The sequence below is a fragment of the Pseudomonas sp. H3_C08 genome, from assembly GCF_054669455.1.
This window is the reverse complement of the sequence record NZ_CP162803.1, coordinates 5,869,357-5,890,200: the sequence shown is the minus strand read 5'-3', so window position 1 is coordinate 5,890,200 and position 20,844 is coordinate 5,869,357. Positions and strand designations below refer to the sequence as shown.

Annotated in this window: 12 protein-coding genes and 2 tRNA genes; 6 read left to right on the top strand and 8 right to left on the bottom strand. The window is 58.8% G+C overall.

The window, feature by feature from the left end; all coding sequences use genetic code 11:
• Positions 1–173: 173 nt before the first annotated feature.
• Positions 174–2,486: a YgiQ family radical SAM protein gene (locus AB4N74_RS26765; RefSeq protein ID WP_454565440.1), complete on the bottom strand. Its 2,313-nt coding sequence runs from the start codon at positions 2,484–2,486 to the stop codon at positions 174–176.
• 209 nt (positions 2,487–2,695) lie between these two features.
• Here AB4N74_RS26765 and AB4N74_RS26760 point away from each other — a divergent pair, with 209 nt between their 5' ends.
• Positions 2,696–5,293 carry a hypothetical protein gene (locus AB4N74_RS26760; RefSeq protein ID WP_460097745.1) on the top strand — a complete coding sequence of 866 codons (2,598 nt, stop codon included), beginning with the start codon at positions 2,696–2,698 and terminating at the stop codon, positions 5,291–5,293.
• A 171-nt stretch (positions 5,294–5,464) separates the two neighbouring features.
• Complete coding sequence (locus tag AB4N74_RS26755) at positions 5,465–10,060, top strand: NEL-type E3 ubiquitin ligase domain-containing protein (protein WP_460097744.1); 4,596 nt, start codon at positions 5,465–5,467, stop codon at positions 10,058–10,060.
• Between the two features lie 42 nt (positions 10,061–10,102).
• On the opposite strand, the gene dnaB is transcribed toward AB4N74_RS26755, so the two are convergent.
• The 7 genes from dnaB to rnr all read right to left on the bottom strand — a co-directional run bounded on the left by dnaB (position 10,103) and on the right by rnr (position 17,401).
• The gene (gene dnaB / locus AB4N74_RS26750; RefSeq protein ID WP_007915846.1) at positions 10,103–11,500 is read right to left on the bottom strand and encodes a replicative DNA helicase; all 1,398 of its coding nucleotides are present in this window, start codon (positions 11,498–11,500) and stop codon (positions 10,103–10,105) included.
• A gap of 120 nt (positions 11,501–11,620) precedes the next feature.
• Positions 11,621–12,067, bottom strand: a complete 447-nt coding sequence (gene rplI, locus AB4N74_RS26745; RefSeq protein WP_003186385.1) for a 50S ribosomal protein L9 — start codon at positions 12,065–12,067, stop codon at positions 11,621–11,623.
• A gap of 19 nt (positions 12,068–12,086) precedes the next feature.
• A complete protein-coding gene (locus tag AB4N74_RS26740) occupies positions 12,087–12,980 on the bottom strand; it encodes a hypothetical protein (protein WP_016983782.1) in 894 nt (297 codons plus the stop codon).
• 36 nt (positions 12,981–13,016) lie between these two features.
• On the bottom strand, positions 13,017–13,247 hold the full coding sequence (gene rpsR / locus AB4N74_RS26735) for a 30S ribosomal protein S18 (protein ID WP_002551829.1): 231 nt from the start codon (positions 13,245–13,247) through the stop codon (positions 13,017–13,019).
• Between the two features lie 29 nt (positions 13,248–13,276).
• Positions 13,277–13,699 carry a 30S ribosomal protein S6 gene (gene rpsF / locus AB4N74_RS26730; protein ID WP_016771938.1) on the bottom strand — a complete coding sequence of 141 codons (423 nt, stop codon included), beginning with the start codon at positions 13,697–13,699 and terminating at the stop codon, positions 13,277–13,279.
• Between the two features lie 307 nt (positions 13,700–14,006).
• Entirely contained in the window at positions 14,007–14,774 is a 768-nt protein-coding gene (rlmB, locus tag AB4N74_RS26725; protein ID WP_007915843.1) for a 23S rRNA (guanosine(2251)-2'-O)-methyltransferase RlmB, read from the bottom strand.
• Positions 14,771–17,401 (bottom strand): ribonuclease R, encoded by a 2,631-nt coding sequence (rnr, locus tag AB4N74_RS26720; protein WP_460097741.1) that lies wholly within the window; start codon positions 17,399–17,401, stop codon positions 14,771–14,773. The genes rlmB and rnr overlap by 4 nt, the downstream gene beginning before the upstream one ends.
• 226 nt (positions 17,402–17,627) lie before the next feature.
• Between rnr and AB4N74_RS26715 the strand changes: the two genes are divergently transcribed.
• The 4 genes from AB4N74_RS26715 (at position 17,628) to AB4N74_RS26700 (ending at position 20,749) form a co-directional block, all read left to right on the top strand.
• Positions 17,628–17,714: transfer RNA gene (locus AB4N74_RS26715), tRNA-Leu, on the top strand.
• A gap of 180 nt (positions 17,715–17,894) precedes the next feature.
• A tRNA-Leu gene (locus AB4N74_RS26710) sits at positions 17,895–17,981 on the top strand.
• 192 nt (positions 17,982–18,173) lie between these two features.
• On the top strand, positions 18,174–19,184 hold the full coding sequence (locus tag AB4N74_RS26705; RefSeq protein ID WP_460097739.1) for an iron ABC transporter substrate-binding protein: 1,011 nt from the start codon (positions 18,174–18,176) through the stop codon (positions 19,182–19,184).
• On the top strand, positions 19,184–20,749 hold the full coding sequence (locus AB4N74_RS26700; protein ID WP_460097737.1) for an ABC transporter permease: 1,566 nt from the start codon (positions 19,184–19,186) through the stop codon (positions 20,747–20,749). The genes AB4N74_RS26705 and AB4N74_RS26700 overlap by 1 nt, the downstream gene beginning before the upstream one ends.
• Positions 20,750–20,844: the final 95 nt, after the last annotated feature.

Genomic DNA, 20,844 nt, shown 5'->3' with positions numbered 1-20,844 from the left:
TTGAGTCGAACTCAAATCTTGAAAAGCATGGAGATCTGCTCCCTTCCCCCTCGCCCCCCATGGGGGAGAGGGCTGGGGTGAGGGGGATGGATCTCCCGGACAACCCAATATCCATCCCCGGAAATGCAGAACGCCAACCCGAAGGTTGGCGTTCTGTTCAGCTCAAGTGATGTTTAGCGCGGTACGACCGGTTTGCGGGTCGGCTTCGGCCCTTTGCCTTTCGCGGCGTCTTTACGCTCTTTCGCAGCCTGCTGGTTACGGGCAAACGCCGCCGCCTTGGCCTGCTCACGCTTGTCCCACGGATTACCGCCATCACTGGCACGCGGTGGCAAACCGGTGTGCTGAGTGAGGATCTTGGTGGTCTTCTCTTTGCCTTCCTTCGCCACTTTATGGCTGCCGGCCGGCGTCGAGTTTTTGCGACGGGCGCTCTGGTAGCTGTCAGTCGCCGGTTGATGCGTCGGGATCAACTGATCCTTGCCCGAACCGATCAGATCAGCGCGGCCCATGCGGATCAGCGCTTCACGCAGCATCGGCCAGCCTTTCGGGTCGTGATAACGCAAGAACGCCTTGTGCAGACGACGTTGCTCTTCGCTCTTGACGATGGTCACGCCGTCGCTCTTGTAGGTGACCTTGCGCAGCGGGTTCTTGCCCGAGTGGTACATCGCGGTGGCGGTGGCCATCGGCGACGGGTAGAACGCCTGCACCTGGTCGGCGCGGAAGCCGTTGCCCTTGAGCCACAGGGCCAGGTTCATCATGTCTTCGTCGGTGGTGCCCGGGTGGGCGGCGATGAAGTACGGAATCAGGTACTGCTCTTTGCCCGCTTCCTTGGTGTACTTCTCGAACATGCGCTTGAACTTGTCATAGCTGCCGATGCCCGGTTTCATCATCTGGTTGAGCGGACCTTCCTCGGTGTGTTCCGGGGCGATCTTCAGGTAACCACCGACGTGGTGGGTCACCAGCTCTTTGACGTACTCCGGCGACTCGACCGCGAGGTCGTAGCGCAGGCCGGAAGCAATCAGAATCTTCTTCACACCCGGCAAGGCACGAGCGCTGCGGTACAGCTGAATCAGCGACGAGTGGTCGGTATTCAGGTTCGGGCAGATGCCCGGGAACACGCAGGACGGCTTGCGGCACGCGGATTCGATTTCCGGTGTCTTGCAGGCGATGCGGTACATGTTCGCGGTCGGGCCGCCGAGGTCGGAGATGACCCCGGTGAAACCTGGCACCTTGTCGCGGATCTCTTCGATTTCGCGAATGATCGACTCTTCGGAACGGTTCTGAATGATCCGGCCTTCGTGCTCAGTGATCGAGCAGAAGGTGCAGCCACCGAAGCAGCCACGCATGATGTTCACCGAGAAACGGATCATGTCGTAGGCCGGGATCTTCTCCTTGCCGTACGCCGGGTGCGGGACACGGGCGTAAGGCATGCCGAACACGTAGTCCATTTCTTCAGTGGTCATCGGAATCGGCGGCGGGTTGAACCAAACGTCGACTTCACCGTGCTTCTGCACCAGCGCACGGGCGTTGCCCGGGTTGGTTTCGAGGTGCAGCACGCGGTTGGCGTGGGCATACAGAACGGCGTCGCCGCGCACCTTTTCTACCGATGGCAGGCGAATCACGGTCTTGTCACGGGTCATGCGCGGGCTGGCCAGGATCTGTACGACCTTGGCTTCCTGCGGATCGTCGACCGGACCTTTTTCCTGCTCGATGGCGCAGGCCTGGGTGTCCTGAGTGTTCACGTACGGGTTGATGATCTTGTCGACCTTGCCCGGACGGTCGATACGCGTCGAGTCGACTTCGTACCAGTCTTTCGGCGTATCGCGACGGATGAACGCGGTGCCGCGCACGTCGGTGATGTCTTCGATCTTGTGCCCGTAGGACAGGCGCTGGGCGACTTCGACGATCGCGCGCTCGGCGTTGCCGTACAGCAGAATATCGGCGCTGGCGTCGATCAGGATCGAGTTACGCACACGATCCTGCCAGTAGTCGTAGTGGGCAATGCGGCGCAGGGACGCTTCGATGCCGCCGAGCACGATCGGCACGTGCTTGTAGGCTTCTTTGCAGCGCTGGCTGTAGACCAGGCTCGCGCGATCCGGACGCTTGCCGGCCATGCCGCCGGGCGTATAGGCGTCGTCGGAACGGATTTTCTTGTCCGCGGTGTAGCGATTGATCATCGAGTCCATGTTGCCCGCCGCAACCCCGAAGAACAGGTTCGGCTCGCCGAGCTTCATGAAGTCGTCTTTGGACTGCCAGTTCGGCTGGGCAATGATCCCGACACGGAAGCCCTGGGACTCCAGCAGCCGGCCAATGATCGCCATGCCAAACGACGGGTGATCGACGTAGGCATCACCGGTAACAATGATGATGTCGCACGAATCCCAGCCAAGCTGATCCATCTCCTCCCTGCTCATCGGCAGGAATGGCGCTGGCCCGAAACATTCGGCCCAATATTTTGGATAGTCAAATAACGGCTTGGCTGCTTGCATGTCGACGACCGGTGTTGAAGTGAAAATTCGCGGGCGCGGAATATAGCACAAAAAATAACCAATTCCGACGGCAATGGTCGGTTTCTCTTACAACCCGCGTCGGGCCTGCCCGATACCCCGTAACAGGCAAAAAAATCATCGTTCAAACTTAACGTTCATCAGTCCGGTGCCTGCGCCGACTGATGTGGCAACCCTTCAAGGATGAAGCAATGTCACCCAAACAGCCCGCCAAGGGCAGCATCAAAGTCAAGCCCCCAACCAGCCCGGATGCGCCGCAGCAAGGCAATACCGGGCGAGCGCCACGGACGGGGCCTGAACCGTCCCTGCCTGTCCCCTCTGCAACGCGTCCGGGCGGCACTCACGGCACTGCCAGCCCTGAGGTAACAAGACCGTCTCCCGTCGTCATCACGCACACAGCAACCGCCTCGGTGAAAACGGGCGCAACGGGAGCAAAATCGCTGGAGAGTTACCGTATCCCCGCACCTGACCGTTTGCCCCAGGCCAATACCGAGGGCTTGAGGCTGTACAAGGGCCGCGAATACGTCGATGTCGCGCACGGCAGCATCGTGATGGTCGGGGTCGATCCGCAGACCGGCCTCTACCGCGCCCAACTCGCGGCCGAGCGGGTTGCCAGTGGTCCGCTACTGCTGCGCGACGCCGACAGTGGTCTGTGGCATTCGCTCAAGGACGGTGACGCCGTGACCTTGATTGACACTCACCTGCAGACGTTGCGCACGGATCTCGAACTCACACGCGCCAAGGCCGACAGCGACGGGTTATTGCGCCACGAAGGCCGACTGTACCTGTCCCTGCACAACCACGTTTATCAGGTCATGCACGATGTGAGTGCCTCCACGGCGACACAAAAAGCGTGGCGTATCGTCAACCCGAAAGATCCCGTGGCAACTGATATCGCCAATATCTACCGCGCCAGCCGCAGCGGCGAAACGCGGACTGTGCGGCGCGATGAGGGCAATCGCTGGGTTTATCATTTGCCAGAGCTGAAGAGCGGCATCACGGATGCAGAGGCGGCCGGGTTAAGCATCGACACTTTGAGGCTGATGTATCTGCCTTTTCAGAAAGCACACGCAGAGTTGGAGAACTCGACTGCGCTTCATAACGATCTCTGGGCTGATATCAAAAAATTGCCGGAGGGCAGTGCAGAGAAAAACCTGAAACTGCTCAACCTTGAGGTGAATCTGCTCAAGCATGTTCACAAGCAAGCAGATTTCGTGGAGTCACTTATTCTCAACAAGAACTGGCTGATCCGCGCAAAAGCAAAAGGGCTGTTCAAACAGGAATTGCGCACCTTCCGGATAGAACGTGCGGAGTTTCTGAATCGACTCATGGCGACCATGGACCTGAGGTTCAAGCCTACGAGCGCCAAAGTCGACGCCGACAGTTGCAGGAAGATGATCCCCCACCTGAACAAGAAGCTGAGGTTTATCCAAGAGCGGGAAGTGGTGTTGGCAGAAATCAAAAAAGCCGATCCAGGAGCGGAACCGATACTTGAAAAAATCAGACAGCAAGTGCCGTCGGCCGAGCGTATCGACTTCAACAAACTGACGCTCTATATACACCTGTTTGCGGGCGCGCCCGACCATTCGCCCAACGCCACGATGCCCTCGCTTTCCTCGGTTGATCTGGTCACCAGCGACCTGAACAAGATTCCGCAGCACCACCAGCCGATGGCACTGCTCTTGAGCCTTGATCAGATAAGGTCGGACAAGTCTCGATTTGAAGCGCTACTGACCACTGATATCGACACTGCCAGGGCCGAGTACCTGAGGGAAGCCCTCACCTTGATCGACCCACTCGAACAGCGAATCGAAAACAGACTGAGCGACATTCTGGAATCGATTGGTCGCGACCGCGAACTGCCAAACATTGACCACGATATCGATTTCGATTTCCTTCCGCCGCAACCAGACACCTCCGAAAATGCACGCCCCGTGCCGCCCAGAAAAATTTTCCGGATCCGTCAACACGGAACTTATCGGGTAATGGTCAGGGACATGGAAACGACCCAGGATGGCAACATCATCGTCAAGGTCCAGGACCCGTTGCGTCCCGATTCGCCATCCCGCTACGAAAAAAGACAAGGTGAATGGCTGCCAGTGCGCCCGCCCATCACCAGTACACCCAGACCACAGCTGGTCGCCGAGGCTAACCGGTTACTGGCCGACGTCGAACAACACGTTGCCAAGGCCAGGGTGGACGAGGCGAGAAAAACCAATCCGACCGATATTGTCGAAGACCTGAGTAAAGAGACTGAACGACTGAACGAGCAGGCAAGGCGCCTGGAAAGCCATGAAGACGCGGACACCGAAATCCTCGACCTGGCTGCGCGTTTGCGAAGCGCTGGCGGGTCACTGGACGCGCATGGCCAAAGTGTTCTGGTGCGCATGTACAAGAATAGGGAGGTGCTCGACATCATGCGCTTGAACTATCTGATGGATGCCGACGAAGTCAGCGTGAGCAAAACCGTTGATCGCAAGCCATCGGGCAAAGGCAAGGGCAAGTCGTTTCTCGACGTTTATTCGATCACTGATCGCGCCGATGACGCACCGTTATGGGAGGCACACTTCCACTATGACCAGCACAACGCCGCGCCACTGAGTTTCACCACAAGAGGCGGCCACCTCAAAACCCTCGAACAGAGCCGACGCGGTATCGAGTCTCAGCGCCGCGATGAACAGGCTGGCTTGCCGCACGTGGCCATCTGGCGCCAGACCTTCGATGGCAAGACCGCGAGCAAGATTTTTGCACTGGCCAGCGAGGCTGGCGTGCCTTCCAGGCCTGAGTAAAGGACTCAGGGCCATACGATCAATCAGGCAATGACGCCGCCCCTGCCATCAGCTCCCGTTCAGGCGAACTGATGCGCAAACCCGCAAGGATAGAAAGACATGCCCGTTAAATCGCCCCCCAGAGGCAACAATTCCGGCAATCCCCCGGTTCGCCAAAACACTGTGCCAGACGTGGACACCCCGCGCCTCGACCTGCCACCGCGCACACATTTAGAGGTCTCGATACCCGGTGGGCAACCACCACGACCGGGCCGCTTACCAACGCCAGCCGATATCGACGCGATCGAGCCGGCTCCGAGCATCACCATTCATCGACCCGCGTTGCCGATTGAAAATCCGCGTGCGGCTAGCCAGTCCCTGGAACATTACTGGGTGCCTGCGGCCAGCGGTTTGTCGGATCGCAACGCTGACGGTTTGAGAACCCACAAAGGCCGCCAATATGCCGATGTACCTGGCGGCATCGTGCTGGTCGGCAAAGATGCGCAAACAGGACTGTATCGGGCCAGACTGCCCAGCGAATCCAGTCCCTCGGGACCCGTGTTGCTGCGTGACTCCAGCGCGGGACTCTGGCATGAGCTGGAACACTTCGAGCCGATCGGTGTGCCATTGTCGAGCAGCCGCCTGGAAGCTTTCCGCACGCCACTGGATTTCAGCGGCATTCAAAGGGGCAGCGATGGCCTTCACCGGCTCAACGGTAAACTCTATGCGGTGATCGACAACCACAGTTATCAGGTTCTGCACGACACCGATGCCTCGACCCCGTCGACAGCGGTGATGCGTATCGTCCGTGCGCAAGATCCGGTGGCCAGCGACAGCACCAATACCTACATCGCTACACGCCCCGGGCGCTCGGAGCCGATCATTTACGATGCTCGCGAAGGCTGGCTGGGAACGGCGGTCGGCGGTGTCGGCGGGATGCTCCGCAACGAGCCAGGCAGCCCCGCGCATCCTGGCCTGCTGCAACGGTTTGCCAGCGCGATCAATCATTTGCGCACGCCAGAGTCCCGCGCTCGAAAGCTCTTCCCGGCCCTCGACAGCGACGAGATCACCCGGCTTCTGCATTCGCACGGGGATGACGTCCGCGGCTATCTGACCCAACGCGAGGCCAGTTACAGGGCGCTCAAGGCGGATCTCGCTTCCTGGATCAGGAAGACATCCTCGCAGGCCCCCAACGAAGCTGCGCATCCCGCGGTGGAGCGTGCTGTCGAAGAAATAAAACGTTGCTGGAAACGGCAGACGGGAACGACGCTGAAACTTGATTTGGGAGAGGCAATCCTTGCGCCGCTGACGGCTGATTTCAGCCATGTAAGAACTCTGGAGCTGAAAGCGGTCGCCTGGTCGGACACCGCCGATACCTTCCTTGGCAGTTTTCCCAACCTTGAGAAACTGTCGGTGACTCACTCCACCCTGGATAAACTGCCGCCCGATATCGCGCCGATGACCGTTCTCAAGGCTCTGGAGCTGAGCTCGAACCGAATCCAGCTCAATGAGCAGGCAGCAGTAAAACTGGGCGCACTCAAGCAGCTTGAACACCTCGACCTGTCGAGCAACCCGCTTGGCAGAATCCCGGACTTTCGCGGCATGTCGCAACTTCGGTCATTAAACCTGAGCAACACCGGACTGGATCACTGGCCCAGCGGTTTACGCGATCAGGTGGCACTGGACGTGGTCGACTTGCGCCATAACCAACTGCGCGAAATTCCACAGCCGATCCTTGACCCGTCAAACAATGAACTACTGGCGATTGCCCGTATCAACTCAGTCACCCTGATTGAAGGCAACCCCTTCCCGACCGGTTACTGGCGAACGCTTGAGGTTTATTGGCGCCGCGTAGTGGCCGACTATCCGGCGATGCGCACGGGCTCCCGCGCAGACGCGTTCAGACTGGATGGCGACATTCCCGAAGTGGCGATGGTGCGGCGTATGTATCCAGACAAGAATCCGCAAGCCGCCAGGGAATATTTGCTCGCCCTGGGGGATGGCGCCGAAGAGCAGATCGCGCGACGCATTGCCGGCTTCGAGCTACTGGAAACGCAACTGCAGGCCTACATCGCCGACAGCCAACCCGGACCGGCCCACGCCGTGGGCCCGGAAAGAGTCAACGCTACCCGCCTGGCAAGAATCATCAGAGGCTGCTGGCTGGGCGATTCGGACGGCGAACTGAAACTGCCAGCGCTGTACGGTCCATTACCCCTGCTGACCGTGGATTTCAGTCACATCAAATCCCTCAGTCTCGACTCGGTAATCTGGTCGGACACCGCCAATACGCTTCTGTCCAATTGCCCCAATCTGGAAAGCCTGACCATCGTTAACTCTGGCATCGATAAACTGCCGCAAAAAATCGCCGAGATGGACAAACTCAACTATCTGGATCTGAGTTCAAACCAGATAAAACTGGATGAACAAAGCGCTTTGGCACTCGGTGCATTGCACCAGTTGAAACAGATCGATCTGTCCAACAATCAACTGCGGGCAGTGCCCGACTTCAGCGCCATGTCCGGGTTGCAGGCATTGAACCTGAAAAACACGGGCCTCAGTCAGTGGCCTGCCGGGCTGCTCGACAAAACCGCTTTAAACCACCTGGACCTGCGCGACAATCGCTTGAGCGAGGTTCCCCAGGCCAATCTCAACCCGACACCCGAGACACTGGCTGTCGTCGCGCGGATCAACAATGTCACGCGCCTTGAAGGCAACGACTTCCCCTCCGCGTACTGGCGAAAATTCGACGGCTACTGGCGACGCCTTAAACAGTCTCACCCCGAGCTGATGGAGCCGGCCCATCCCGCCGTATTCGATAGCGAAGACTCCAGGGCGCAGCGTTATCGAAACCTGTTCCCGAGCAAAACCATCAAGGAGTGCAGGGAGTTCATCTGGAATCATGACAAAGGCACCGTGGCACCACGCTTGCTCGCACTGGAACAAGAATTCGATCTTCTGAAAACCCAGCTCGACGACTGGGTCTTTTCCGGGGGCGGCAACCGCCTGCGTTACGTGCGTGCCAATCAGCTGCAAATCAACGCCACCACCCGTAATGACCGCACTGCAGCGCGGGATCGGATCATCAGTTGCTGGCGCCGCGAGACGGCGCAAAAACATGCTTTCGACGGCACACCGATCGGTCTGGAACTGGACTTGAGCGGCCTGACCTTGCCGACCCTGCCGGATCTGAGCATCGACTTCAGCCATGTGGGTTCACTCAGATTGAGCGGCATGAACCTGACGGAGTCACCGGAAGGCTTCCTCACCCGTTTTCGTCATGTGCGCTGGCTGGACATGGCGAACAATCGCCTCAGGGACTTGCCCCCGGCTGTAGGAGAAATGCACGGGATGACGCGCCTCTTCCTGCAGCACAACCAACTTGAACTCAATGCAGAAACGGCGCGGATACTGGCCGGACGCACAACGCTCAGAGCACTCTGGATCGACAACAATCCCCAGCTCGGTGTGATCCCGGATTTCAGTCTGATCACCGATATGCGCGAGGTCACCTTGGCGAACACCGGCATCACGCAGTGGCCAACCGGGCTGTTTGATCAACCCCTGCTGACCCGGATCGATCTGAGCAACAATCAGATCACCACGATTCCTGACTTTGTCACTGCTCCGTCCCCGGAGCGCCTGGCGCATTCGGTCCAGGTGAACAGTGGCACGTTACTGACGAATAATCCGATTACCGATGAGACGCGGATACAAATGGGCGTCTATCGCAGGCAACTGGACGAAGCCCAAACCGGGCTTCACAACAGATCCAACCTGTTCACAACGTCATTCCCCTTGGCACAACGTCCCAGTGCAAGGGCAGCCGCGGACCCTGCTCCGATCTGGACCACAGGACTACCCGCTGATCAAGCGATCGCCAGAAACACTCAATGGCGCACGTTGCGCGAGCAGCAAGGCTCGGACGGCTTCTTCAACATCCTCGCGAGCCGTGCGCACCATGCCGACTTCCGGCGCCAGGTCTGGGACGTGATCGATGTCATCAGCCAGGACAATCCACAGTCGCGAACCTTGCGTCGAGAACTGTTCGATCGCGCGTGCGAAGCCGGCTGCACTGACCTTGCCGCAGCCACCTTCACTGATCTGCAGGTCCTGGCCATGACTCACAAGGCGCGCATACAGGCCAGGCTGGATATGAATGGCGCCCCCTTGGTGGCGCTGTCCAAAGGATTGTTCCGGCTAAAACAGGTCGACGACATCGCGGCGGCAGAGATCGCTTCAAGCAGGGCAATCATTGACGATCCGGCAACCTCCCGGGAGCTGCGAAACAGCCACAACCTGCGCATACGCGATCCCCATGAAATGACCATGGCCTACCGCTTTGGTCTCAGGGATCGGCTGCAATTGCCGTTTCAGCCACAGACACTCTCGTTTATCGGCATGGCCGGCGTTACCCCGGCAATGCTGGATGCGGCATATCGCAAAGTCTTGACGCTGAATGGTTCGCCTGAAGAGTTTCAGGCATTGGTGTCGATGAATTTCTGGCAGGACTTCATCATTCACAAATACCAGGCGCAATTCGATGCGAGTCGCCAGCCGTTCCAGGATCGCCAGGAAATTCTCGACAGCCAGTCATCACAAAGACTGCTGAGCGAAGCTCAATACAAATCGCAAACCGATGACGTAACGGCGCAGTTGGCGATTGTCGAAGCGACATTGATCCAGACGCTGACGCGGCAGGAATTGCAGCCTCGAACAACAATCGAGGCGCCTCCTGCCAACGTCACGCCTGCGCAGGAAACTCCGGGATCGAGTGGCGCAACGCTGTAATCGATACAGCGTCGCAGCAGGCCGATGAACTTCGGCCTGCTGTCACTCGTCGTCGTCGAAGTTGTAACTGCCCGGCGCGAGGTTTTCGAAGCGCGTGTATTTGCCGATAAAGGCCAGGCGGATAAAACCGATCGGGCCGTTACGCTGCTTGCCGATGATGATTTCGGCGATGCCTTTGTGTTCGGTTTCCGGGTGATAGACCTCGTCGCGGTACACGAACATGATCACGTCGGCGTCCTGCTCGATCGCTCCGGATTCGCGCAAGTCGGAGTTCACCGGGCGCTTGTTGGGACGCTGTTCGAGGGAACGGTTGAGCTGCGACAGCGCCACCACCGGGCAGTTGAATTCCTTGGCCAGCGCTTTCAGGGATCGCGAGATTTCGGAAATTTCGTTGGTGCGGTTGTCACCGCTGGAACCGGGGATCTGCATCAGTTGCAGGTAGTCGATCATGATCAGGCCGACGTCACCGTGTTCACGCACCAGACGTCGGGTCCGCGCACGCATTTCCGACGGACTGATGCCGGCAGTGTCATCGATGAACAGCTTGCGGTCGTTGAGCAGGTTGACCGCCGAAGTCAGGCGCGGCCAGTCATCGTCTTCCAGTTGGCCAGAACGCACCTTGGTCTGGTCGATGCGGCCCAGCGAGGAGAGCATACGCATGATCAGCGATTCGCCTGGCATCTCGAGGGAGTACACCAGAACCGCTTTCTCGCTGCGCAACACGGCGTTTTCCACCAGGTTCATTGCGAAGGTGGTTTTACCCATCGACGGACGGCCGGCGACGATGATCAAGTCGGACGGCTGTAGGCCGCTGGTCTTCTCATCGAGGTCGGTGTAGCCGGTGGACAGGCCGGTAATGGCGTTGTCGGTGTTGAACAGAGTGTCGATGCGATCAATGGCCTTGGTCAGCAAGTCATTCACACCTACCGGGCCGCCGGTTTTTGGCCGGGCCTCGGCAATCTGGAAGATCTGGCGTTCGGCTTCGTCGAGAATCTCGGCGGCGGTACGGCCTTCAGGGTTGAAGGCGCTGTCGGCGATTTCGGTGCTGATGCCGATCAACTGGCGCAATGTCGCTCGCTCACGAACGATCTGCGCATAGGCCTTGATGTTGGCGACGGACGGCGTGTTTTTCGCCAGTTCACCGAGGTAACCGAGGCCACCGACCTGCGAGGTCTGGCCTTCCTTGTCCAGTTGTTCAGACAGGGTCACGACGTCGATCGGCATGTTCTGATCGGCCAGTTTGGCGATCGCACGGAAAATCAGACGGTGGTCATGTCGATAGAAATCGCCGTCGGAGACTTGATCGAGCACGCGTTCCCAGGCGTTGTTGTCCAGCATCAGACCACCGAGTACAGCCTGTTCGGCCTCGATGGAATGCGGCGGCACCTTCAGGGCGGCGGTTTGCAGATCGTATTGCTCGGGAGCGGAGATATCGTTCATGGCCACTTGTGTAATTTGGAAAAACAGGGAGTTCAGAAAGACAAAGGGCACGACCTGTAAACAGGATCGTGCCCGATGTTAACCGTCTGACGGACAAGCCGCCAGCCGATCAGGTGTTACTTAAGCTGCTACCACGACAACGCGTACGGTGGCTTCAACTTCGGCGTGCAGGTGCACAGCCACGTCGAATTCACCCACGTTGCGGATGGTGCCGTTCGGCAGACGAACTTCGCTTTTCGCAACTTCAACGCCGGAGGCGGTCAGTGCGTCAGCGATGTCGTGAGTACCGATCGAACCGAACAGCTTGCCTTCGTCGCCAGCGGTGGCAGTGATGGTCACTTCCAGCTCGGCCAGTTGGGCAGCACGGCTTTCAGCCGATGCTTTACGGTCTGCGGCAGCTTTTTCCAGCTCAGCACGACGCTCTTCAAACGCAGCCAGGTTGGCAGCAGTTGCAGCGGTAGCTTTGCCGAAAGGCAGCAGGTAGTTACGGCCGTAACCGGCCTTAACGTTTACTTTGTCGCCCAGGTTGCCCAGGTTGGCGATTTTTTCCAGAAGGATCAGTTGCATGTGGAAATCCTCTTAACTTTTAACCTTCACCGTTCGCGTTATCGGTGTCTTTCGACACGTGACGACCGCGAAAATCAATCAGGCTGTCGACAATGGCCAGGACCACGAGCAACGGATAGATCAGCTGCATGAACAACAGCAGCGTGACGTACAACCCCACCAGCCAGAAACCGGCCAGTCGCTTCTGCCCGACCAGCCCGTGAATCAGGGCAAGTCCGGCGAACACCAGCGGTACACTGCACAACGGCGTCAACATGGCCATCTGTGCACCGAGATTCGGGCCCAGAAGCATCAACGCCAGCAGCAACATCGCCGGCCCCAGCGGGATCCGGATGGCGCGAAACTCGCGACCAAAACCACCCGGGTTGTACAACAACGCCTGCCAATGCCGCCCGACAATCAGGCTCAGCACGCTGACGATCTGCAACAAAGCCGCAATCAGTCCGGTCAGGACCGGTGCAATCAGGGACGCGAAACGCGCTTGCTCATCGACCGACAATTGCTTGTAGGTTTCACCAAGAAGCGCCGGCATGACCTTTATCAAGGCCTGCGCGAGCATCTCGATCTGGGCCGCAAACGCCGCCCCGAGCACCACCGAAAACACCACTCCAATCACTACGCTGACCAGCAGCGTGCGGACCCAGGATTCACTTGCGCGCAAAACCAACGCAAGCCCCGAAGACCCCAGCAGCACCAGAAGTGCCCGTGGGTCATCGGCATACAGCCACCAGATCAACGCCGGCAGCAGCCCCAGAGACAGAACACCCAGGGCGTCCGTCAGTCCGCGCCGCAGCAGCACAAGGCTCCCCGCGGCAGCACCCAACCAATACAACAACGGCAATGTTGCACATCCGGCCACCACGAGAGTGGCCTGCATACGGCCTCGCATGATGAACTCAGCTAAGGCACGCATGCATTCAATCCTTTGCTACTTGTCGACTGCCCGGTCTCAGCGGCCGTGGCTGTCGGTGTAGGCCAGCAGGGCCAGGAAGCGGGCGCGCTTGATAGCGGTGGCCAGCTGACGCTGATAACGAGCTTTGGTACCGGTGATGCGGCTTGGAACGATTTTGCCGGTCTCGGATACGTAGGCTTTCAGAGTGTTGAGATCTTTGTAGTCGATCTCTTTCACGTCTTCAGCGGTGAAGCGGCAGAATTTACGACGACGGAAGAAACGTGCCATTTGATAGGCTCCTTAATAAGGTCCGTGGATTACTCGTCAGCGTTATCGCTGTTGTCGCTGTCATCACTATCGGTGCCTTCGGCGCCTTCGTGCTCAGGACGGTCGCGACGCTCACGGCGCTCACTGCGGTTTTCTTCAGCCTTGAGCATCTCGGACTGGCCAGTTACGGCTTCGTCGCGACGGATGACCAGGTTACGGATCACTGCATCGTTGTAGCGGAAGTTGTCTTCCAGCTCGGCCAGGGCCTTGCCAGTGCACTCAACGTTCAGCATCACGTAGTGAGCCTTGTGAACATTGTTGATTGCGTAGGCCAGTTGACGACGGCCCCAATCTTCCAGACGGTGGATTTTGCCGCCGTCTTCTTCGATCAGCTTGGTGTAACGCTCAACCATGCCGCCGACTTGCTCGCTTTGATCCGGGTGGACCAAAAAGATGATTTCGTAATGACGCATGAATGCTCCTTACGGGTTGTAGCCTGCCGCTCAAAAACGGTCAGACAAGGAGTGAATGACACTTATGGACTTGCTGGCGCGGGGCACATGCGTGCCTGCCGTCACAGCAAGGGGCGCAATTGTAGAGAAGGGACAGAGGAGGTGCAAGGCAATTGGTGATTATTTGAACAATCACTCAGTTATGCCACACCACAAAACAATGTGGGAGCGAGCTTGCTCGCGAATGCAGTTTGTCAGGCAACATTTATGTCGACTGATACTCCGCTTTCGCGAGCAAGCTCGCTCCCACATTTGAATCGAGTACGACTCAGGATTTCTTTGTGGCGGCCTTGGCTTTTGCACCGCGCTGACGCTGCGCTTCGAACAGGCACACGCCCGTCGCAACCGAGACGTTGAGGCTGCTGACGCTACCGGCCATCGGCAGCTTCACCAGATAGTCGCAGTGCTCGCGGGTCAGGCGACGCATGCCCTTGCCTTCGGCGCCCATGATCAGGATGGTCGGGCCAGTCAGATCCTGGTCGTAGATGCTGACCTCAGCCTCCCCCGCAGTACCGACAATCCACAGACCGCGCTGCTGAAGTTTTTCCAGGGTGCGAGCGAGGTTAGTCACAGCAACCAATGGAATCACTTCTGCCGCGCCGCAAGCGACTTTACGTACGACCGGCGTCAGGGTCGCCGACTTGTCTTTCGGCACGATCACCGCCAGCGCACCGGCCGCATCCGCCGAACGCAGGCAGGCGCCGAGGTTGTGCGGGTCGGTCACACCGTCGAGCACCAGCAACAGCGGCGCACCTTCAGTGCGATCGAGCAGCTCGTCGAGCATGGCTTCGCCCCAGACCTGACTCGGGCTTACTTCCGCGACCACGCCCTGGTGCACGCCTTCAACCCAGGCGTCCATTTCGCGACGCTCGGCTTGGCCGACCTGAACACGGTTTTCGTTGGCCAGCTCAACCAGGGTCTGCACGCGCGGATCGTTGCGGCTTTCCGCCAGCCAGATCTGCTTGACGCGTTTCGGGTGGTGACGCAGCAACGCTTCTACCGCGTGAACGCCGTAGATTTTTTCCAACTGACTCATGACTTCGCCTTCGGTTTACGTGCCCCGCCACTTTTGGCTGGAGCGGAGCCCGCTTTTGGCGGCCCCTTACGGTGTTTGCTCGGTTTCGCTGGCTTGCCGCCGGAGGCCTTTTCAGGCGCCGACCGTCCGGTCTTTCCCCCGGACGCCGCTTTACCACCGTTTTTAGCGTCGGAAAGCAGAGCCTTCTTCATTTCACGGCTTTTGCGCAGCTCGGCGTTTTTCGCCACGGCGTCGCTTGGGCGATAGGCTTCTGCCGCTTTTTCCTTGGCCGGACGACGGCTGGCGGATTTAGCCGGAGCCTTTTCTTCCGCAACCTTGGCCGCCGGAGCAGCGGTTTCAGCGCCACGTTTTTTGCGACCAATCGGCGCGCTGATGGTTTTTTCGGCCATCTCGAAGTCGATCTTGCGCTCGTCGAGGTCAACGCGCATCACACGTACTTCAACGGTATCGCCGAGACGGAAACTGCGGCCGGTGCGCTCGCCCGCCAGACGGTGATGCACAGGATCGAAGTGGTAGTAATCGCCCGGCAGCGCGGTGACGTGCACCAGGCCTTCGACGTAGATATCGGTCAGTTCGACGAACAGACCAAAACCGGTCACCGCAGTGATCACACCCGGGAACGATTCGCCCACGCGATCCTTCATGAACTCGCATTTGAGCCAGTTCACGACGTCGCGGGTCGCTTCGTCGGCACGGCGCTCGCTCATCGAGCATTGCTCGCCGAGTTGCTCCAGCGCCGCCTCGTCGTACGGATAGATGCGCGCCTTCGGAATGGACATCGCACCGGCACGGCGAACGTGCGGGGTGTCCTGTTTCGAATGGATCAAGCTGCGGATCGCGCGGTGCGTCAGCAGGTCCGGGTAACGACGGATCGGCGAAGTGAAGTGGGTATAGGCTTCATAATTCAGGCCGAAGTGGCCCTGGTTGTCAGCGCTGTACACCGCTTGACTCAGCGAACGCAGCATCACCGTCTGGATCAGATGGAAATCCGGACGATCCTTGATGCTCGCCAGCAGCGCCTGATAGTCCTTCGGCGATGGACCGTCCTTTCCTTTGTGCAGGGACAGGCCGAGTTCGCCAAGGAAGGCGCGCAGTTTTTCCAGACGCTCCGGTGGCGGGCCGTCGTGGACACGGTACAACGCAGGGATTTCGTGCTTCTTGAGGAATTCGGCGGTGGCCACGTTGGCCGCCAGCATGCATTCCTCGATCAGCTTGTGCGCGTCGTTACGGGTGGTCGGACGGATTTCGGCAATCTTGCGCTCGGAACCGAAGATGATCCGGGTTTCCTGGGTCTCGAAATCGATCGCGCCGCGCACGTGACGGGCAGCCAGCAACACTTTGTACAGCGAATAAAGCTGCTTGAGGTGCGGCACGACGTCGGTGTACTCACCACGCAGTTTGCGTGCTTCGGCCACTTTCGGCGTTTCCAGCATCGCGCTGACTTTGTTGTAGGTCAGACGCGCGTGGGAATGGATCACCGCTTCATAGAAGCAGTAGTCGGTCATTTCGCCGGACTTGGAGATGGTCATCTCGCAGACCATGGCCAGACGATCGACGTGCGGATTCAGCGAGCACAGGCCGTTGGACAGCTGCTCAGGCAGCATTGGCACCACGCGCTCAGGGAAGTACACCGAGTTGCCGCGCACCTGCGCTTCGTTGTCCAGGGCCGAGCCGATCTTCACGTAGCTGGAAACGTCAGCAATCGCCACGTACAACTTCCAGCCGCCGGAGAACAGGCGCAGCTTGCCCGGCTTGGCTTCGCAATAAACAGCATCGTCGAAGTCGCGGGCATCTTCACCGTCAATGGTGACGAACGGCAAATGGCGCAGGTCGACGCGCTTCTCTTTGTCTTTTTCTTCGACTTCCGGCTTGAGCTTGGCCGCTTCTTTCAGAACGGCTTCGGGCCAGACGTGCGGAATGTCGTAGGTGCGCAGAGCGACATCGATTTCCATGCCCGGCGCCATATAGTTGCCGACCACTTCAACCACGTCGCCTTGCGGCTGGAAGCGCGGCGTCGGCCAGTGGGTGATTTTCACCTCGACGAACTGACCGATCTGCGCGTTGGCGTTGCGACCCGGGGTGACCAGCACTTCCTGCTGGATCTTCGGGTTGTCCGCGACGACGAAGCCGATGCCGCCTTCTTCAAAGTAGCGACCGACGATGGTTTCGTGAGCACGCGAGACCACTTCAACGATCACGCCTTCGCGGCGACCGCGACGGTCGAGACCGGACACACGCGCCAGCGCACGGTCGCCATCGAACACCAGACGCATTTGCGCGGGGCTCATGAACAGGTCGTCGCTGCCGTCGTCCGGCACCAGGAAGCCGAAACCGTCACGGTGACCGCTGATGCGACCGAGGATCAGGTCGAGTTTGTCGACTGGCGCATAAGTGCCGCGGCGGGTGTAGATCAGTTGGGCGTCGCGCTCCATGGCGCGAAGGCGGCGGCGCAGGGCTTCGATCTGGTCTTCTGTGGTCAGACCAAACTCTTCCACCAGTTGCTCGCGGGCAGCCGGCGAGCCCCGATCGGCGAGATGCGCCAGGATCAGTTCGCGGCTAGGAATAGGGTTTTCATATTTTTCCGCTTCACGAGCGGCCTCGGGATCGAGGGACTGCCAATCGGCCATTAGAGAGTTTTCACCTTGTCTATATGCGGGTTAGTTTGGCATAGGCGCCATGAAACGGGAAATTTCCGACTATATAAGGCCCTTATGAGGGTCTGTATCGTCGCTTGAAAGCCGTTTTGAACACCGCCGGTAAAAAAAATCATATTTTTTGCTGACAGGGGTTTACAGTTAAAAAGACGCTCCGTATAGTGCGCGCCATCGACGACGCACAAGCGTTAACGATACTGCCCAGATGGTGAAATTGGTAGACACGCCAGCTTCAGGTGCTGGTGACCTTACGGTCGTGGAAGTTCGAGTCTTCTTCTGGGCACCAATTTCGAGTTTGAGACTAGATCAGTTTCAAGGCTCACACAAAACCCGCGAAAGCGGGTTTTTTGCATTCTAAGCCCGGCTTTTCTTAAAACTGATTTATTAAAATTAAATCAGGGGTTTACAGATCAAAACGCGCTCCGTATAGTGCGCCACATCAACAGCGGCAACGCTAGCGATGATTGCCCAGATGGTGAAATTGGTAGACACGCCAGCTTCAGGTGCTGGTGACCTTACGGTCGTGGAAGTTCGAGTCTTCTTCTGGGCACCAATTCAAATTCAAGGTTACGACCTTGGATTTCACAAAAACCCGCGAAAGCGGGTTTTTGCGTTTCTGGCTTCCCGAAACGCCATCACCATCGCACCTATCAAAACGCCAGCCCCACCGCAAGGCGCACTTGAGAAACAATATCGTTTATCATTGTTGCAAGTTTTTGCAATGCGACAGTGAGGAACCCCGCGAATGACGTTTCGAAATACCCTGCGCCGAGGCCTGACCTTCACCTTCCTCGGCCTGGCGCTCGCCACTCCCCTCACCCAGGCTGCCGATGCGGTTTCCCTGACTCTCTATAACGGCCAGCACAAGGAAGTCGGCGACGCGATCGCCAAAGCCTTCGAAGCCAAGACCGGCATTCACGTCAACGTGCGCAAAGGCAGCAGCAATCAGCTCGCCAGCCAGATCATCGAAGAAGGCGACCGCTCCCCTGCCGACGTGATCTACACCGAAGAATCGCCACCGTTGAACAATCTCGGCGAACAAGGCCTGCTGGCCAAGGCCGATGACGCCACTTTGGCCGTGCTGCCGGAAAAATACGTCGCAGCTAACGGCACCTGGATTGGCGTGACGGCACGCGTTCGCGTGGTCGCTTACAACCCGAAACTGGTCGACGAAAAAGACCTGCCAAAATCAGTCCTGGATTTTGCCGATCCACAGTGGCAAGGCAAAGTCGGCTTCGTGCCAACCAGCGGCGCGTTTCAGGAACAAGCCGTGGCCATCATCAAAATGCACGGTCGCGAGGCCGCCGAAGAGTGGCTGACCGGCCTGCGCGCCTTCGGCAAGACCTACAGCAACAACATGGTTGCGCTCAAAGCCGTGGAAAACGGTGAAGTCGCCACCGTGCTGGTGAACAACTACTACTGGTTCGCCCTGCAGCACGAGAAAGGCAAACTCGACTCGAAACTGCATTACTTCACCGGTGGCGACGTCGGTGGCTTGATCACCGTGTCGAGCGCTGCCGTGTTGAAATCCAGCAAACATCCAAAAGAAGCCCAGCAATTCCTCGCCTATATGGCCAGCGAAGAAGGTCAGCGCGTGATCACCCAGACCACCGCCGAATACCCGCTGCACAAAGGTATGGAATCGGATCGCGGGCTCAAGCCGTTCAGCGAACTGGAAGCGCCGAACGTGACCCCGGCCGATCTGGGCAATGCCGAAGAAGCGCTGGAGTTGGAACGCGAAGTTGGCTTGAACTGATGACCGCATCGTTATCCGCCCCCGCCATGCGCGGGGGTTACGTGCCAAAACGCAAGCGGCCATCAATCTGGCTGGTGCTGCCGGTGTTGTTACTGGTGGTGCTGAGCCTGTTGCCGCTGGCCTATGTCGGGCTCAAGGCCTGGCAGGCCGGCTGGGCCGAGGCGTTGCATTTGTTGTGGCGCCCGTATGTGTTCGGCCTGTTGCGCAACACGTTGGCGTTGATGGTTGGCGTAACCCTCTCCTGCGGCGTGATTGGTCTGTCGCTGGCCTGGCTGCTGGAACGCAGCAATTTGCCAGGGCGTCGCCTATGGGGCGTGATCCTGTGCCTACCGTTCGCGGTGCCGGCGTTTGTCAGCAGCTTCACCTGGGTTTCGCTGAGCGCGCAGTTCGAAGGGCTTGGCGGGGCAATTCTGGTGATGAGCCTGTCGAAGTATCCGTTGATCTTCCTGCCGGTGGCGGCAACTCTGCGCAATCTCGACCCCTCCCTTGAAGAGTCGGCGCGCACCCTTGGGCAGAATCGCTGGGGCGTGTTTTTCCGCGTGACCCTGCCGCTGCTCTGGCCTTCGCTACTGGCCGGCTCGCTGCTAATTGCCTTGCACATGCTGGTGGAGTTCGGCGCACTGTCGATCATCGGCCTGCAAACCTTCACCACGGCGATCTATCAGCAATTCGAACTGGAGTTCAGTAACGCCAACGCGGCGATGCTTTCCGCCGTGCTGCTGGCGCTGTGTCTGGTGTTGTTGTGGCTGGAGCTGCGCGTACGCGGCAAAGCTCGGCATGTGCGCACCGGACAAGGTGCCGCGCGCCAAGCTGAACAGGTTCGGCTAGGACCATGGGCCACGGTCGGTCAGCTGTATTGCCTGATGCTGGCAATTGTCGGCAGCGGGATTCCGCTGGGGATGTTGGCGTATTGGCTGGCGGTCGGTTCATCCGCAGCATTCCCGGTAGCAGCGATCACTGAAGCCCTGCTTTCTTCTCTGGCACTTTCTCTTGGCGGAGCTGCGTTGTGCCTGGTGCTGGCCGTGCCGGTCGGCTTGTTGGTGGTGCGTTACAAAGGTCAACTGGCGATCTGGGCCGAGCGCTTGCCGTATCTGCTGCATGCGCTGCCGGGCCTGGTGATTGCGCTGACGCTGGTGTATTTCGCCCTGCACTACGTGCCGGCGCTGTACCAGACTTCGGGGTTGCTGCTGATCGCTTATGCGCTGCTGTTTCTGCCATTGGCGCAGGCGCCGATTCGCACGGCACTGAACAAGGCGGCACCGCAACTGGAAGAGGCTGCGCGAACGCTGGGCGCCTCGTCGTTCACGGCGTTTTGCCGAGTGACGTTGCCGATCATCTTCCCGGCATTGGGCGCGGCGTTTGCGCTGGTGTTTCTGGATGCGATGAAGGAATTGACGGCGACGTTGCTACTGAGTCCGACCGGGCTCAATACGCTGGCAACGGAAGTGTGGGCGCATACTGCAAATGTCGAATTTGCGGCGGCGGCGCCTTATGCGTCGTTGTTGATTTTGGTGTCGGGGCTGCCGGTTTATTTACTGACGACCCGGATGTATCTGAGCCGCTGATACCGCTTTCGCGAGCAGACTCGCTCCCACATGTTGACCGAGTTCCATCAGAGGAACGCGATCTAATGTGGGAGCGAGCCTGCTCGCGAAGAGGC

Excerpts from the sequence above, each read along its gene's own strand:
- AB4N74_RS26765 (WP_454565440.1), bottom strand. The coding sequence starts at position 2,486 with ATGCAAGCAGCCAAGCCGTTATTTGACTATCCAAAATATTGGGCCGAA.
- AB4N74_RS26760 (WP_460097745.1), top strand. The coding sequence starts at position 2,696 with ATGTCACCCAAACAGCCCGCCAAGGGCAGCATCAAAGTCAAGCCCCCA.
- dnaB (WP_007915846.1), bottom strand. The coding sequence starts at position 11,500 with ATGAACGATATCTCCGCTCCCGAGCAATACGATCTGCAAACCGCCGCC.
- rplI (WP_003186385.1), bottom strand. The coding sequence starts at position 12,067 with ATGCAACTGATCCTTCTGGAAAAAATCGCCAACCTGGGCAACCTGGGC.
- AB4N74_RS26740 (WP_016983782.1), bottom strand. The coding sequence starts at position 12,980 with ATGCGTGCCTTAGCTGAGTTCATCATGCGAGGCCGTATGCAGGCCACT.
- rpsR (WP_002551829.1), bottom strand. The coding sequence starts at position 13,247 with ATGGCACGTTTCTTCCGTCGTCGTAAATTCTGCCGCTTCACCGCTGAA.
- rpsF (WP_016771938.1), bottom strand. The coding sequence starts at position 13,699 with ATGCGTCATTACGAAATCATCTTTTTGGTCCACCCGGATCAAAGCGAG.
- rlmB (WP_007915843.1), bottom strand. The coding sequence starts at position 14,774 with ATGAGTCAGTTGGAAAAAATCTACGGCGTTCACGCGGTAGAAGCGTTG.
- rnr (WP_460097741.1), bottom strand. The coding sequence starts at position 17,401 with ATGGCCGATTGGCAGTCCCTCGATCCCGAGGCCGCTCGTGAAGCGGAA.
- AB4N74_RS26705 (WP_460097739.1), top strand. The coding sequence starts at position 18,174 with ATGACGTTTCGAAATACCCTGCGCCGAGGCCTGACCTTCACCTTCCTC.
- AB4N74_RS26700 (WP_460097737.1), top strand. The coding sequence starts at position 19,184 with ATGACCGCATCGTTATCCGCCCCCGCCATGCGCGGGGGTTACGTGCCA.